We start from the raw sequence: 13,278 nt of genomic DNA, 5'->3' as shown, positions 1-13,278 counted from the left end.
GCGCTGTCAGTGGGGCCCGCTACCGTCGGGGTATGTCGATCACCGCACAACTGCGCGACTCGGTACGGCTGCCGGGTGGGGGCGCGCTCGTCCACGGCTTCGCGTTGGAGAGCCGCGGGGGAGGTTCGTACCGTGCCCTCCTCGGCAACGGGCGCGAGCTGGAGGTCCACGACCTGGACGAGCTGTTCGCGGGTGACCGCGCGCCGGCCGCCGTCTTCCCCCTTCCCTGGCCGGGGTGGACACACGGCGTGCACTCGGTGAGTCCCGACGGCACGTTCGCCGTGTTCTCGGGCCAGCGCGCGGTACGGGCGGTGGGCAGGGGCGGCGAGACTCTGTGGGAGTACCGTCACGCCTGCTGGGGGCCCGAGATGGACCACCCGCACACGGGGGACGAGCAGGAGGTGTGCCGCGGGAGCGAGCACGGATCCTGCCGGGTCTCGGACGACGGCCGGCTCGTCTGGGCGCATGTCCTGTCCGGGCCGGCGGAGGACGACTGGGAGGAGCGCTGGGTCGTCCTGGACGCCCGGGACGGACGGGAGCTGGCCCGGCTGCCGCTGGGCAGCGCGGCATCCGGTTCGCATCATCTGTCCCACCCGGACGGTGTCCACATGGGCCTGTGCATCGGCATGGGCCAGGACGGTGTCCTGCTGCACTGGGCACGCCTGGACGGCGGCGAGCTGACCGGCTGGGATCTGAACGAGGGCATGGACCGCATCCTGAGGGACGTCCACGCGGGGCATCCCGGATTCCTGAGCGTCGAGCACAGCGGATGGGACCTGCGACTGCATGCCCTGGACGGCACCGTGCTCGCAGAGGTCTCGGCCGAGGCGGCCGACGACGAGGACCCACCCTGCTGGGACTACGGCTGCGGCTTCGTGGACGCCGGCACCGTCATCGCCTCGACGATCGACTCCGCCGAGGAACCCGAACAGGCCTGCCACTGGCTGCTCGACGCCCGCACCCTGGAGATACGCGGGGCGGTCGGGTATCCCACGGGTCCTGTCGACAGCTATGCGCGCCCGCTCGGCGACGGGACCTGGCTCACCTACGACGACAAGAGCGAGACGCTGGACCGCTGGGCGGAAGCCCGGCTTTGAGCGCGGTGGCGGACCCGGGGCACCTGAGGTGCGGCGGCCCCACTCCGTGCACGCGCACGACCCGCACGACGCGCACAACCCGCGCGACCCGCGTGCCGGGAACGGCCAGGACGCCCGCCGATCGGCGGGCGTCCTGAGGTCCTGTGTCCTGCGGTGGGGTGCCGGCGGTGCGCGTCAGCCCTTCCAGACCGTCTTCAGGTTGCAGAACTCCCGGATGCCCTCCGCGGCGAGTTCGCGGCCGATGCCCGAGTCCTTCACGCCGCCGAAGGGCAGCTCGGGGTAGGAGACGCTCATGCCGTTGACGAAGACGGCGCCCGCCTCGAGCCGGGGGATCAGGAACCGCTCCTCGTCGGGGTCGGTGGTCCACACCGACGAGCTGAGGCCGAAGGCCGTGTCGTTGGCGAGCTCCGCGGCCTGTTCGATGTCGTCGACCCGGTGGACCACGGCCAGCGGACCGAAGGCCTCCTCCCGGTACACCCGCATCCCGGAGGTGACCTCCTCCAGCACCGTCGGCTCGAAGAACCACCCCTCGGTACCGACCGCCGACCCGCCGCACCGCAGCACGGCACCCTTCGAGACGGCGTCGTCGACCAGTTCGGCGAGCTCGCGCCGACCCGACTCCGTGGCGATCGGCCCGATCTCGGTGTCCTCGTCGAGCGGGTCGCCGACGGTCAGCGCCTTCGTGCCCGCGACGAAGGCCTCGACGAACTCGTCGTACACCTCGGTGTGGACGATGAACCGCTTGGCCGCGATGCACGACTGGCCGTTGTTCATCGTGCGCGCGGTCACGGCGGTCCGGGCCGCGGCGCGGACGTCGGCGGAGGGCAGCACGATGAACGGATCGGATCCGCCCAGCTCCAGCACGGCCTTCTTCACCTCCGAGCCCGCGACCGCGGCGATCGACCGCCCGGCCGGCTCGGAACCGGTGAGCGTGACGGCGGCGACGCGCCGGTCGCGGACGACGGCTTCGACGTCGGCCGCTCCGATGAGCAGCGCCTGGAACGACCCGGCCGGGAAGCCCGCCCGTTCGAAGAGCGTGTCGAGGTACAACGCGGACTGCGGGACGTTCGAGGCGTGCTTGAGCAGGCCCACGTTGCCGGCCATCAGCGCGGGCGCGGCGAAGCGGATCACCTGCCACATCGGATAGTTCCACGGCATCACGGCGAGAACGACGCCGAGGGGCTCGTAGGAGGTGTAGGCGGCCGAGGCCCTGACCGTCCGCGGGTCGGCGAGCGGCTGGTCGGCCAGCAGGGTCTCGGCGTTGTCGGCGTAGAACCGCATCGCCTGGGCGCACTTGAGGACCTCCGCGCGGGCCTGCGTGATCGGCTTGCCCATCTCGATGGTCAGCATGGGCGCTGTCAGGTCCGCCTCGGCCTCGACCAGGTCCGCGGCCGCCCGCATCCATCCGGCGCGGGTGTCGAAGTCGGTCGCCCGGAGCGTCTCGGCCGCGACGTGTGCCCGCGTCAGCTTCTGGTCGACCTGTTCCTCGGTGAGTGGAGCGAACTCTTCGACGAGCTCACCGGTAGCGGGGTTGACGGTGGCGATAGGCACGGCGCTCTCCTCGTGGCGTGGGCATCCATGAACCTTGATTGGATCCACTGTAGGTCCCTTATGGGTGGTGCGCCAGGGGTGTTGTGGCGCTGGCACCCTTCATGGCCTCAAGTTGGATACATTTACTGGGGGTCATGCCCGTCGGAGAACAGCTCGCGACGAGGTACGGGAGCCGGGTGTCGGCACCGGGCGGGCGGGGGCATCGGCATCCGGCGCCCGGGGGCCGGAACGCGCGCCCGGAGGCCGGAAGCGCGCCCGAGCCGGAGCAGCGCACGGCGGGACGCCGGTTCGCTCCTCGGGAGCTCCGGCGTCCCGACTGGGTCAGCGCTTCTCGGTGAAGAGTTCCGGGTGCGCCGTGAGTTCGACCCTCGTGCGGCGGATGTGCCCGGTCAGATACCGCTCGCCGTCCTCGGGATCGCGGCGCCGCACGGCGTCGAGGATCAGCCGGTGCTCGGCGTTGACGATGGTGGCCCGGTCGGGGTCGGTGAGCACCATGAACGCGCGGCGATAGTGCTGGGTGGAGTTCCAGAGCCGCTCGGTGATGGCCAGCAGGTGGTCGCTGGGGCACCCCGCGTAGGTGGTCATGTGGAACTCGCGGTCCAGCAGGAGGAACCGGTTGACGTCGCTCTGGTTCTCGATCTCGTCCTGGAGGCCCTCCAGCCGATCGATGTGGTGCTCGGCGAGGTGGGGGAGGCTCTCGATCAGGGTCAGCGGCTCGAGGCGTTCGCGCATCCGGTAGTAGGTGTTGACCTCTTGGAGACTGAGCATCGGAACGCGCGAGCCCCGGTTGGGGAACGACTCGGTGAGGCCGTCCGACTCCAGGATCCGCAGTGCTTCGCGGACCGGGATCCGGCTCGCGCCCAGGCGCGCCGCGATCTCGTCCTGTCGCAGCCAGGTGCCGGGCGTCAGTTGGCCGGCGAGGATCTCCTCGCGGAGGATGCCCGCGATGTGATGGCTCCTGACACTGTCCGACCCGCGCGGATCGCGAGCGTGCGCGGGGGTCAAGAGCGGTCACCTCTGAACTGTGACGGGTCGCGGTCGAAGGCCTTGCCCTCAGGATACGACACCAGCTCGAACTGCATTCCCCACGGCGAGAGGAAGTAGACCCACCGCTGCCCGTGCGACGGACCGGCGCTGACGGTCGGGTCGCCGAGCACGGGAACGCCCCGCGCCCGCAGGAACGACACCGCCTCGTCGAGGTCTTCGACGTACAGCGCGACATGGTGGCCGCCGACGTCGCTGTTGCGCGGGACGGTCTTCCGCTGTGCGTCCGCCTGGTACGCGAAGACCTCGAACACCGCCTGCTCGCCGCACCGGTAGAAGCTCAGCCGGCGCATGACCGTGCGCGGGTCCACGTTCAGGTGCTCCGACATCCAGTCGTCCGTCGCGTTGAGCGGGCCGATCGAGTACAGGTACTCGCACCCCAGGACGTCCACGAGCCATGCGTGCGCCTCGTCCAGGTCCGGCACCGTGAAGCCGATGTGATCCAGGCGCCTGAGGCCGGGCAGAGTCATGATCTTCCTCCTTTGGATCCGAACACTGCCGCCATGGTGGCGTCGATGCCGCAATCTGTCGAGTAGATCCTTGTAATTGGATCCAACCGTGTGGCAGGGTCGATGCACTCCGGTTGATCGAAGGGGGCACTCGATGCCTGCGGAAAACACACTCGAAGCCAACGCCGCGTGGTCGGAGTTCGTCGTCACCCAGGACGACTGGGACGCCGCGGCCCCGGACCTCCTGACAGGCATGTTCAGCCAGCTGGTGCTGATCCGGGCCTTCGAGGAGTACGTGCTGGAGCTCGCCGCGGACGGACTCATCCACGGTCCCGCGCACTCCAGCATCGGCCAGGAGGGCGGGGCCGTCGGGGCGTGCTTCGCCCTGACGTCGGAGGACACCGTGAACGGGTCGCACCGCGGCCATCACCAGTTCCTCGCCAAGGTGCTCGCCCATCTGCATCCGAAGGGGATCGAGCCGACGAAGCCGTTCCCCGAGGACGTGCGGGACGTGCTCCTGCGCTGTCTGCGCGAGATATGCGGACTCGACCGGGGCTTCAGCCACGGCCGGGGTGGCAGCATGCACCTCCAGTGGCACGAGGCCGGCGCGATCGGGACGAACGCGATCGTCGGCGGCGGGGTGCCGCTCGCGGCCGGATCCGCGTGGGCGCACAAGGAGTCCGGCACCGAAGCGGTGGCCTTCACGTTCTTCGGCGACGGTGCGATCAACATCGGATCCACGCTGGAGACCCTCAATCTCGCGGCGGCGTGGTCGCTGCCGATGTGCTTCTTCGTCGAGAACAACCTGTACGCCGTCTCCACCCATGTCTCCGAAGTCACCGCCGAGCCCCGGCTGTCGGGCCGGGGCCCGGGCTTCGGCATCCGGAGCTGGAAGGTCGACGGCATGGATCCGCTGGCCGTGTACCTCGTGACGCAGCAGGCCCTCACGCACATGCGCAACGGCGACGGCCCGACGATGATCGAGGCCGATGTCTACCGCTACTTCCACCAGAACGGTCCCTTCGCCGGTTCGGCGTTCCGGTACCGGACCAGGGAGGAGGAAGCGCAGTGGCGGGCTCGCGACCCCATCGACACCCTGGTGCGGCACCTGGTGCGACGCAGGATCCTCACCAAGAAGGCGGTCGGGGAGACGATCGAGCGCGCCAAGGGCCTGATGGCCGAACTCGGCGACGTCATCCTGGAACCGCGGCCGGGCGGCAAGCCCGGCGAACGCCGCATCGTGCCCTCGGAGTGGCCGGACCCGGCATTCGTCGACGAGGGCGTCCGGGGCGACCTGTCCGAGCTGGCCGGGATCGAGTTCACCGACGCCGAGGACTTCGCCGACGACCTGACCGACGTCAAGTTCATCGGCGCCGTGGCCGCGGTGATGGGGCGACGGCTGGAGACCGATCCTCGTGTCGTGGTGATGGGGGAGGACGTACACCGGCTCAACGGCGGCACCAACGGCGCCACCCGCGGGCTGAGCGAGGCGTTCCCCGACCGCGTGATCGGGACGCCGATCTCGGAGAACGCGTTCGCCGGCCTCGGCGGCGGACTCGCCCTGGACGGCCGGTACCGCCCGATCGTCGAGTTCATGTACGCCGACTTCATGTGGGTGGCGGCGGACCAGCTGTTCAACCAGATCGGAAAAGCGCGGCACATGTTCGGAGGCGAGGGCAAGGTGCCGTTCGTCCTGCGGAGCAAGGTCGCCACCGGCACCGGCTACGGATCGCAGCACTCGATGGACCCGGCCGGCATCTTCGCGACGGCGCCGGGCTGGCGCATCGTCGCGCCGTCGACGCCGTTCGACTACGTCGGCCTGATGAACACGGCCCTGGCCTGCGACGACCCGGTCGTGGTCCTCGAACACGTCGATCTGTACAACTCGACCGGGCCGGGACTGCCGGAGAACCACGACCACCACCTGCCGGTAGGCAAGGCCGCCGTACGCCGTGAGGGCGCGGCCCTGACCATCCTCACCTATCTGGCGATGACCCCGGCCGTGCTGGACGCCGTCGAACAGACGGGAGTGGACGCGGAGGTCATCGACCTGCGCTGGCTGGACCGGGCCAGCCTGGACTGGGACACGATCACGCGATCCGTGCGGAAGACCAACAACGTGCTCATCGCCGAGCAGGGCGCCCTCGGCACCTCCTACGGCGGATGGCTCGCGGACGAGATCCAGCGGCGGCTGTTCGACTGGCTCGACGCCCCGATCGAGCGTGTGACGGGCGGCGAGGCGTCGCCCAGCATCAGCAAGGTGCTGGAGCGTGCCGCGTACGCCTCCACGGAGGAAGTCGTCGCCAAGCTCCGCGAGATCGCGCAGGAGCAGAACCATGGCTGAGCTGTTGCGCATGCCCGAGATCGCCGCCAACACCGAGGAGGCGATCCTGGAATCCTGGAACGTCGGTGTGAACATCCCCTACAAGGCCGGCGATCCGATCGTCACGGTGGAGACCGAGAAGGCCGTGGTCGACGTGGAGGCCGAGCGCGACGGCGTGCTCCTGCGCCTCCTGGTGGATGCCGGCACGACGGTCGAGGTGGGGACACCGATCGCGGTCTGGGGGGCGCCGGACGAGTCGGCGTCCGCGGTGGACGACCTGGTCGCCTCGCTGGGTGCCGGAGCGGCCCCGGTGACGGCTTCCGCGGCCTCGGTGTCGGCTCCCGCTCCCGCTTCGGCCTCGGCCTCGGCGGAAGAGCCGGCGGCCGCCGAGACCGTACGCGACGGGGGCGAGCGCCTCTTCGCCAGTCCGCTGGCGCGACGTCTCGCACGCGAGCTCGACGTCGATCTGAACACCGTGGTGGGGAGCGGACCGCGCGGACGTATCCGGCGCCCCGACGTCGAGGCGGCCGCCGCCCGGTCGGCCCGGCAGGAGGCGGCGGCGCCCGCGAACACCGGGGCGGAGAGCACGGCGGGTCCGGCTCCGGCGGCCGGCGCACGCTTCGTGGACGTGCCCAACACGCGGATGCGGACGGCCATCGCCCGCCGGCTGACGGAGAGCAAGCAGAACACGCCGCACTTCTATGTGCGCGGCAGCGCACGCGTCGACGCGCTGCTCGCCCTGCGGCAGCAGATCAACGCCGGTCAGGGCGTCCGGGTGTCGATCAACGACCTGCTCGTCAAGGCGATCGCGGCCGCGCACACGGGCGTGCCCGCGATGAACGTGCAGTGGAACGACACCTCGGTGCGGCACTTCTCGGACGTCGACATCGCCGTGGCCGTCGCCACCGACGGCGGTCTGGTCACCCCAGTGATCCGCGGTGTGGACTCCCTGTCGATGAGCGGCGTCGCCACGGCGACGAAGGACCTGATCGCCCGGGCGAAGGAGCGCCGGCTCCGGCAGGACGAACTGGAGGGCGGCTCGATCTCGATCACCAACCTCGGCATGTACGGCACCGAGGACTTCGCGGCCATCATCAACCCGCCGCAGGCCGCGATCCTGGCCGTCGGCGCGGTGCGGCAGGAGGCGGTCGTCGAGGAGGGCGAGGTCGTCGTCGCGTCCGTGCTGCGGCTGACCCTCGCCGTCGACCACCGGGCGGTGGACGGCGCCACCGCGGCCGAGTGGCTGAAGGAGTTCGTGGACGTGCTCGAACACCCGCTCCGGATCCTGCTGTGAGCACCGGCGAACGCGAGGCGAAGGAGAAGGAGAACACGGCATGACCGAGAACACGTTCGACCTCGTGGTCCTCGGCGGTGGATCAGGCGGTTACGCCACCGCGCTCCGTGGCGCGGAACTGGGATTCAGCGTCGCCCTCGTCGAAGAGGACAAGCTCGGCGGGACGTGCCTGCACAGCGGCTGCATCCCGACCAAGGCGCTGCTGCACGCCGCCGAGGTCGCCGAACTGTCGCGCCATGCCGCGTCGATCGGCGTCCGCGCCTCCTTCGAGGGCATCGACGTGCCCGGCGTGTACGCCTATCGCGACGGTGTCGTGGACCGCCTGTACAAGGGGCTGCAGGGACTCGTCGGGGCCCATGACGTGACCTTGGTCCGGGGACGCGGGCGCCTGGTGTCGCCGACGGCCGTGCGGGTCGGTGAGGTCGTCTACTCCGCGGCGGAGGCCGTGGTCCTGGCCACCGGGTCCGTCGCGCGCAGCCTGCCCGGGCTCGCGTTCGGGGGACGGATCCTCTCGTCGACGGAGGCGCTCTCGCTGCCCGAGCTTCCGCGCAGCGCGATCATCCTGGGCGGCGGCGTCATCGGTGTCGAGTTCGCGAGCCTGTGGCGCTCGTTCGGCGTCGACGTCACCGTCGTGGAGGCGCTCCCGAGCCTGGTCCCGAACGAGGACCGGTCCTGCGGCAGGGCCCTGGAACGCGCCTTCCGGCGACGCGGGATCACGGTGCGCACCGGCGTCCGGGTCGCTTCCGTCGAGCAGAGCGCGAGCGGGGTCTCGGTCGGTCTCGAGGCGGGCGACCCCTTGGAGGCCGACGTCCTGCTGGTCGCCGTCGGACGGGGACCCCGTACGGCCGGGATGGGCTTCGAGGACGTCGGCGTGACGCTGGACCGCGGATTCGTCGAGGTCGACGCCGGCCTGCGGACCCGGGTACCCGGTGTCTACGCCGTCGGGGACATCGTCGAGGGTCTGCAACTCGCGCATCGCGGTTTCCAGCAGGGGATCTTCGTCGCGGAGGAGATCGCCGGTCTGTCCCCGGCGCCGATCGCCGAGGCCCACATCCCCCGCGTCACCTACTCCGACCCGGAGGTCGCGTCGGTCGGCCTGACGGAGGCGCAGGCCGAGGAGAGGTTCGGTGCCGGCCGGGTGGAGAGCGTCGAGTACAACCTGGCGGGCAACGGCAAGAGCCAGATCATCGGTACGTCCGGCTTCGTGAAGCTGGTTCGTGAGAAGGACGGCCCGGTGGTGGGGGTCCACATGGTCGGTGCGAGGGTGGGCGAGCTCATCGCGGAGGCGCAGCTCGCGGTCGCCTGGGAAGCCCATCCGGGCGATGTCGCCCCCCTCGTGCACGCGCATCCCACCCAGAACGAGGCTTTGGGGGAGGCGTTCCTCGCTCTCGCGGGCAAGCCGCTGCACGTGCACGGTTGAGCCCTGCCCGCATACCGCTCCCGCGGTGGGCGGGGTGGTCCGTTCCGGGAAAAACGAATGTTCGCCTTGGACTTGCGCCGGGTCCTGGCGCAGGATCGGGCGCCCCCTGACGGAAGGGGCGTTCGCGGCCGCCGGCCCGCGCCGCACCGCGGGCCGGCGCACCGTGGGCCGGCGCACCGCGGGCCGGCGCGACGCGGTGGGGGCGCTCGCGCGGGCGGGGCCGAGGTCCGGCCGCGACGCGTACGGGCACGTCGGCCCGGCCGGGTGGCCGGTGGCTCCGCCTCCGGCGCGGCCCGCCGGAGGTTCCTCAGGGCCTGCGGCCTCGCCCGATCCCGTTCCCGTCGTGCCGCCCGGCGCCCTCGCCCGCCGCGTCCGCACCATCGACGGACACACCGTCAGTCCGGCGGAGCGGCCCGGACCGGCAGCCGATGCCGGCCGGAACGCCATCGCCGGTTCCCGGGTGCGGCATCCATGTCCCCGCTCGACCTTCCCCCAGGTAGCCCACCATGATCTCTCATGCCCCACCGCCGCCCCCGGACGACGGGAGCCGCCCGGGTGCCGGACCCCGGCCACCGTACGGCGGAAGCGGCAACAGCGGTCGCGGGGCCGGGAACTGGCTGCACAGCCGGAGCCGCGGCCGGCTCTCCTGGCATGTTCCGTTGCAGCTCGCGGAGGCGTTCCTCGTCGGCCACGGCAGCGGAGGGCCGGCAGGGGGCCTGGTGCGGTTCCGGATATCAGACGACGGCGAGGCCGGCCGATCGCGGCGCCCCTCGTGGCGCCGCACGGACCTGGGGCGTCAACTCGCCGGATCCGGCGGGGAACTGCGTCTGGTGCACCCCTACGACGGCACCGGCACCCGTCGGGCCCTCATCCCGATGCTCACGCTCAACGGCATCACCGACGTCGCCGCCCTGGGCCGGCTGAGCGTCGTCGGTCCGTTCCCGTCGGTCGCGGGGAGGGGCTCGGGCCACGCCGCGACCCTGGGCGTGGATGTGCGGTTCCTGGCGGGTCTGTGGGGCCTGGCCGTCCCGGAGCACACACGGTGCCATGTGCACCTGGAGGGCCGGGTCCGCGTGATGCCCGACTGGCCGATGCCGCGATGAGCCGATCGCGCGGGGCGGTGCGCCGGCCTTCGGTATGGAGTCGGTAAAGAAAACGAATGTTCGTGTTGACTCGCTCCGGTGCCCATAGGAGACTGTTGGCTTAAGAGAATGATCATTCGTTTTGAGAGGTGTGGCCGTGAAGAACCCCTTGGTGGGAGTCCTGTCATGGCGACGGATCGTCATCATGACAGTGGCGTTGCCGCTGGTGATCTCGCTGGCCGTCATGGCGTACGCATGGCCCGCGTCCCGCGTCGCGCCGCGTGATCTGCCGGTGGGGATCGTGGGGACGAGTACGGCCGGCCAGAACGCGGTCGAAGGCCTGGAGCGCAGCAGGCCGGGCGGATTCGACTTCCACCTGTACCCCGACCAGGCGTCGGCGCGCTCCGCGATCAAGGCCCGGGAGATCTACGGCGCCTTCGTCGTCACCCGTGGCAGCTTCACCGTGCTGCAGGCCACGGCCGCGAGCACGTCCGTGGCCCAGCTGCTCGACGCCTCCGGCCGGCAACTCGCCGCCGCGGCCTCCGAGTCGGCCGCCATCGGCACGACGGCGTCGGCCCGCGGCACGTTCGTCGCGTCCACGTCCGGCAAGAAGAAGAAGGAGGCCAAGGCGGCGGCCAAGGTCACCGTGAAGACGGTGGACGTCGTCCCGATCTCCGCGGACGACCCCCGTGGCGTGGTGTTCAGCTCGGCGCTGCTCCCGCTCACGATGTGCGGCATCCTGATCGCCTCGCTGCTCGCGATGTCGAATTTCCACATGCCGGGGTGGCGCCGGGTGCTGGAGCTGATCGCCGCGTGCGCCGCGACCGGCTTCGGCGCGTATCTGGTCGCCCAGGGCATCCTCGGCGCACTGCCGCACGAGCATGTCGCCACCTGGTCGGCGCTGTCCCTCACCATGCTCGCCATCAGCGCGACCTGCGCCGGCCTGATCACGCTCATCGGCCCCGCGGGGCTCGGGCTGAGCGCCGTGCTCATGGTCTTCGTGGGGAATCCGTTCTCCGGCAGCACCTCCGCACCGGAACTGCTGCCCAAGATGGTGGACGACATCGGCCAGTGGCTGCCTCCGGGCGCCGGCGCGAATCTTCTGCGCGGCACGGCCTATTTCGGCGGCAACGGCTCGGAAGGCCAGATCGCCGTTCTCGCCCTGTGGAGCGTGCTCGGGATGGCGGCCGTCGCCCTGGGTCGCCGGAAGACCGCCGGCGCGGGCGGCCTGGCCGCGGGGGACTCCGGACGGACCGAGGACGCGGGCGCGGAGAGCCCGGCGACGAGCGAATCCGTGGGGACGGCCGTCTTGCGGCCCGCCCTCGACGGATACTTCCCGTCGCCCTCACCGGCGCTGGAAGGCGGCCGCCCCGCCTCGCACGCGCGGCACGCGGCCGACCGCTGAGACCGGCCGCGAGGGGCGCCGGCCGTCTTTCCCCGCGGTGCGGCCCGGCGTCCCGGCCCGGCGCTCCAGCCGGCGGGTGGCGACGTACCACCGCGCCTTCGCCGACCGGTTCCGGCCCGGGAGCACCGAGGAACCGGTCGCGGTCGACGGCGTGCCCGCGGTGAGACCGACCCGCGACGGCACCGTCTTCGCCGTTCCCGCGGTGAGCGTCACCGCGGACGGCATCGGCCGGGTGCCGTGGAGGGTGAACCCGTCGAAACCCGCCGCCATGACCGCCTGGGTATTCGGCGGACCGGCTCCGTGCGGAGTCCGGAACAGTGACGGTTCCGGAGCCGGCTGCCTTTCCTCCGCTGTTCCTTCCCCTGCGCGAGCCCGGTCATCGCACCGGGCCGCGACAGGGAATGCGCGGTGTCCGGGAATTTCCGTGCGGCTGTTTCCCGAGGTGGCCGTCGAGGAAGGCGCCGGGATTTCGCCCGCTTCTCTCGCGTATTTCCGCCGTCGTCCCGCTCGGCCGTTCTCAGGAGGCGGCCGGGTCGGGCCAGAGCGCCCGCAGGGCGTCGGGAACCCCTTCGAGGGCCTTGGAGTCGCCCATGGCCAGCTGGAGGATGTAGCCGGGCAGGGTGCAGATCAGCGCGGCGCCGATCGCCTCGGGAGACGCCTCGCGGGTGAGGGTGCCGCTCTGCTGGTGTTCCCGGATGACCTCGGTGAGGGCGGAGCGCATCTGGGCCAGCAGGTCGTTGAACTGCCGGGCCAGCGAGGGGTTCCGCAGGGATTCGGACCAGGCCAGCACGGACAGCCCGGCGATGTTCTGCTCGGCGGTCTTGGCCTTCACGATGTCGAAGACATCGGCCATGAGGTCCCCGACGGAGCTGCTGGGGCGGTCCTTGGCGACACTGTCGACCATCGTCAGGACGTCACGCATGCTCTCCTCGACGATCGCGGTGATCATCTCGTTCTTGCTGGCGAAGTGCCGGTACACCGCGCCCGCCGAGAGGCCGGACTCGGCGAACAGGTCCTGCATGGACGTCGAATGGAATCCGTCGCGCAGAAAGCAGCGGCGGGCTGCGTCCAGGATCTGCTGGCGGCGGGCCTCCATGTACTCCTGCGTGACCTTCGGCATGGATCCATCCTCGACGTAAAAAACGAATCTTCGTGTTAACTTAGCACGGTGACCGTGGCCCTCCACAGGGCCCGCGGAGTGCTGCGACGAGGTGCGTCCTCCGCAATTCCCGATACGCTCCGCCACTCCCGGAAACGGCGCCTTCGAGGTCTTCCGGCCGGGAGGGCCGGCCGCGGTGAATCCGCCGGATTCGGTCATGGCGGGCGGCACGCCGAAGACGGTCGCCGCCGCGCACCGGGACCGCATCGGATCCCATCGCCCCGCTCCGCCCCGCCGGCCGTGACCCGGGCCCGCCACTCGGGGAGGGTCGAGCCGGGCGAAATCTTTGCCGGCGCTCTCTGGACATCCACCGCGCCTGCCGCAACCATGGGGGTTACTCCATACGGTATGCAATCTGCAGTATGGAATCTGATCCGCCGCACCACCCCTGACCCGTCGTTGGACTAGTGAGGTGAGGACGACAGTGACCAAGGCTTTGGACGGTGTGCGTGTT

General features: G+C 70.9%; 10 protein-coding genes. 6 read left to right on the top strand and 4 right to left on the bottom strand.

Annotated features, from left to right (window positions below):
* Positions 1–32 precede the first annotated feature (32 nt).
* On the top strand, positions 33–1,097 hold the full coding sequence (locus AB0F62_RS36545; protein ID WP_361809695.1) for a hypothetical protein: 1,065 nt from the start codon (positions 33–35) through the stop codon (positions 1,095–1,097).
* A 174-nt stretch (positions 1,098–1,271) separates the two neighbouring features.
* On the opposite strand, the gene AB0F62_RS36540 is transcribed toward AB0F62_RS36545, so the two are convergent.
* The 3 genes from AB0F62_RS36540 to AB0F62_RS36530 form a co-directional block, all read right to left on the bottom strand.
* Positions 1,272–2,648, bottom strand: coding sequence for an NADP-dependent succinic semialdehyde dehydrogenase (locus tag AB0F62_RS36540; protein ID WP_361809692.1), 1,377 nt, complete (start codon positions 2,646–2,648; stop codon positions 1,272–1,274).
* Between the two features lie 321 nt (positions 2,649–2,969).
* On the bottom strand, positions 2,970–3,653 hold the full coding sequence (locus AB0F62_RS36535; protein WP_361809690.1) for a GntR family transcriptional regulator: 684 nt from the start codon (positions 3,651–3,653) through the stop codon (positions 2,970–2,972).
* Positions 3,650–4,162 carry a VOC family protein gene (locus AB0F62_RS36530; RefSeq protein ID WP_361809688.1) on the bottom strand — a complete coding sequence of 171 codons (513 nt, stop codon included), beginning with the start codon at positions 4,160–4,162 and terminating at the stop codon, positions 3,650–3,652. The genes AB0F62_RS36535 and AB0F62_RS36530 overlap by 4 nt, the downstream gene beginning before the upstream one ends.
* Positions 4,163–4,295: 133 nt before the next feature.
* Between AB0F62_RS36530 and AB0F62_RS36525 the strand changes: the two genes are divergently transcribed.
* From AB0F62_RS36525 to AB0F62_RS36505, 5 genes are all read left to right on the top strand, one after another.
* Positions 4,296–6,485, top strand: a complete 2,190-nt coding sequence (locus AB0F62_RS36525; RefSeq protein ID WP_361809686.1) for a thiamine pyrophosphate-dependent enzyme — start codon at positions 4,296–4,298, stop codon at positions 6,483–6,485.
* A complete protein-coding gene (locus AB0F62_RS36520) occupies positions 6,478–7,758 on the top strand; it encodes a dihydrolipoamide acetyltransferase family protein (protein WP_361809684.1) in 1,281 nt (426 codons plus the stop codon). The genes AB0F62_RS36525 and AB0F62_RS36520 overlap by 8 nt, the downstream gene beginning before the upstream one ends.
* Before the next feature lie 40 nt (positions 7,759–7,798).
* Positions 7,799–9,178, top strand: coding sequence for a dihydrolipoyl dehydrogenase (gene lpdA, locus AB0F62_RS36515; protein ID WP_361809682.1), 1,380 nt, complete (start codon positions 7,799–7,801; stop codon positions 9,176–9,178).
* A 659-nt stretch (positions 9,179–9,837) separates the two neighbouring features.
* Positions 9,838–10,281, top strand: a complete 444-nt coding sequence (locus AB0F62_RS36510; protein ID WP_361809680.1) for a hypothetical protein — start codon at positions 9,838–9,840, stop codon at positions 10,279–10,281.
* A gap of 184 nt (positions 10,282–10,465) precedes the next feature.
* On the top strand, positions 10,466–11,665 hold the full coding sequence (locus AB0F62_RS36505; protein ID WP_361809678.1) for an ABC transporter permease: 1,200 nt from the start codon (positions 10,466–10,468) through the stop codon (positions 11,663–11,665).
* A 517-nt stretch (positions 11,666–12,182) separates the two neighbouring features.
* Here the strand turns inward: AB0F62_RS36505 and AB0F62_RS36500 are convergent.
* Complete coding sequence (locus AB0F62_RS36500; protein ID WP_361809676.1) at positions 12,183–12,785, bottom strand: TetR/AcrR family transcriptional regulator; 603 nt, start codon at positions 12,783–12,785, stop codon at positions 12,183–12,185.
* Positions 12,786–13,278: the final 493 nt, after the last annotated feature.

This window comes from Streptomyces sp. NPDC026673, from assembly GCF_040638135.1.
Taxonomy (GTDB): domain Bacteria; phylum Actinomycetota; class Actinomycetes; order Streptomycetales; family Streptomycetaceae; genus Actinacidiphila.
This window is presented reverse-complemented; position numbering and strand designations above follow the sequence as displayed.

Coding starts and splice junctions, on each gene's coding strand:
- AB0F62_RS36505 (WP_361809678.1), top strand. CDS start 10,466: ATGACAGTGGCGTTGCCGCTGGTGATCTCGCTGGCCGTCATGGCGTAC.
- AB0F62_RS36525 (WP_361809686.1), top strand. CDS start 4,296: ATGCCTGCGGAAAACACACTCGAAGCCAACGCCGCGTGGTCGGAGTTC.
- AB0F62_RS36520 (WP_361809684.1), top strand. CDS start 6,478: ATGGCTGAGCTGTTGCGCATGCCCGAGATCGCCGCCAACACCGAGGAG.
- AB0F62_RS36530 (WP_361809688.1), bottom strand. CDS start 4,162: ATGACTCTGCCCGGCCTCAGGCGCCTGGATCACATCGGCTTCACGGTG.
- AB0F62_RS36545 (WP_361809695.1), top strand. CDS start 33: ATGTCGATCACCGCACAACTGCGCGACTCGGTACGGCTGCCGGGTGGG.
- AB0F62_RS36500 (WP_361809676.1), bottom strand. CDS start 12,785: ATGCCGAAGGTCACGCAGGAGTACATGGAGGCCCGCCGCCAGCAGATC.
- lpdA (WP_361809682.1), top strand. CDS start 7,799: ATGACCGAGAACACGTTCGACCTCGTGGTCCTCGGCGGTGGATCAGGC.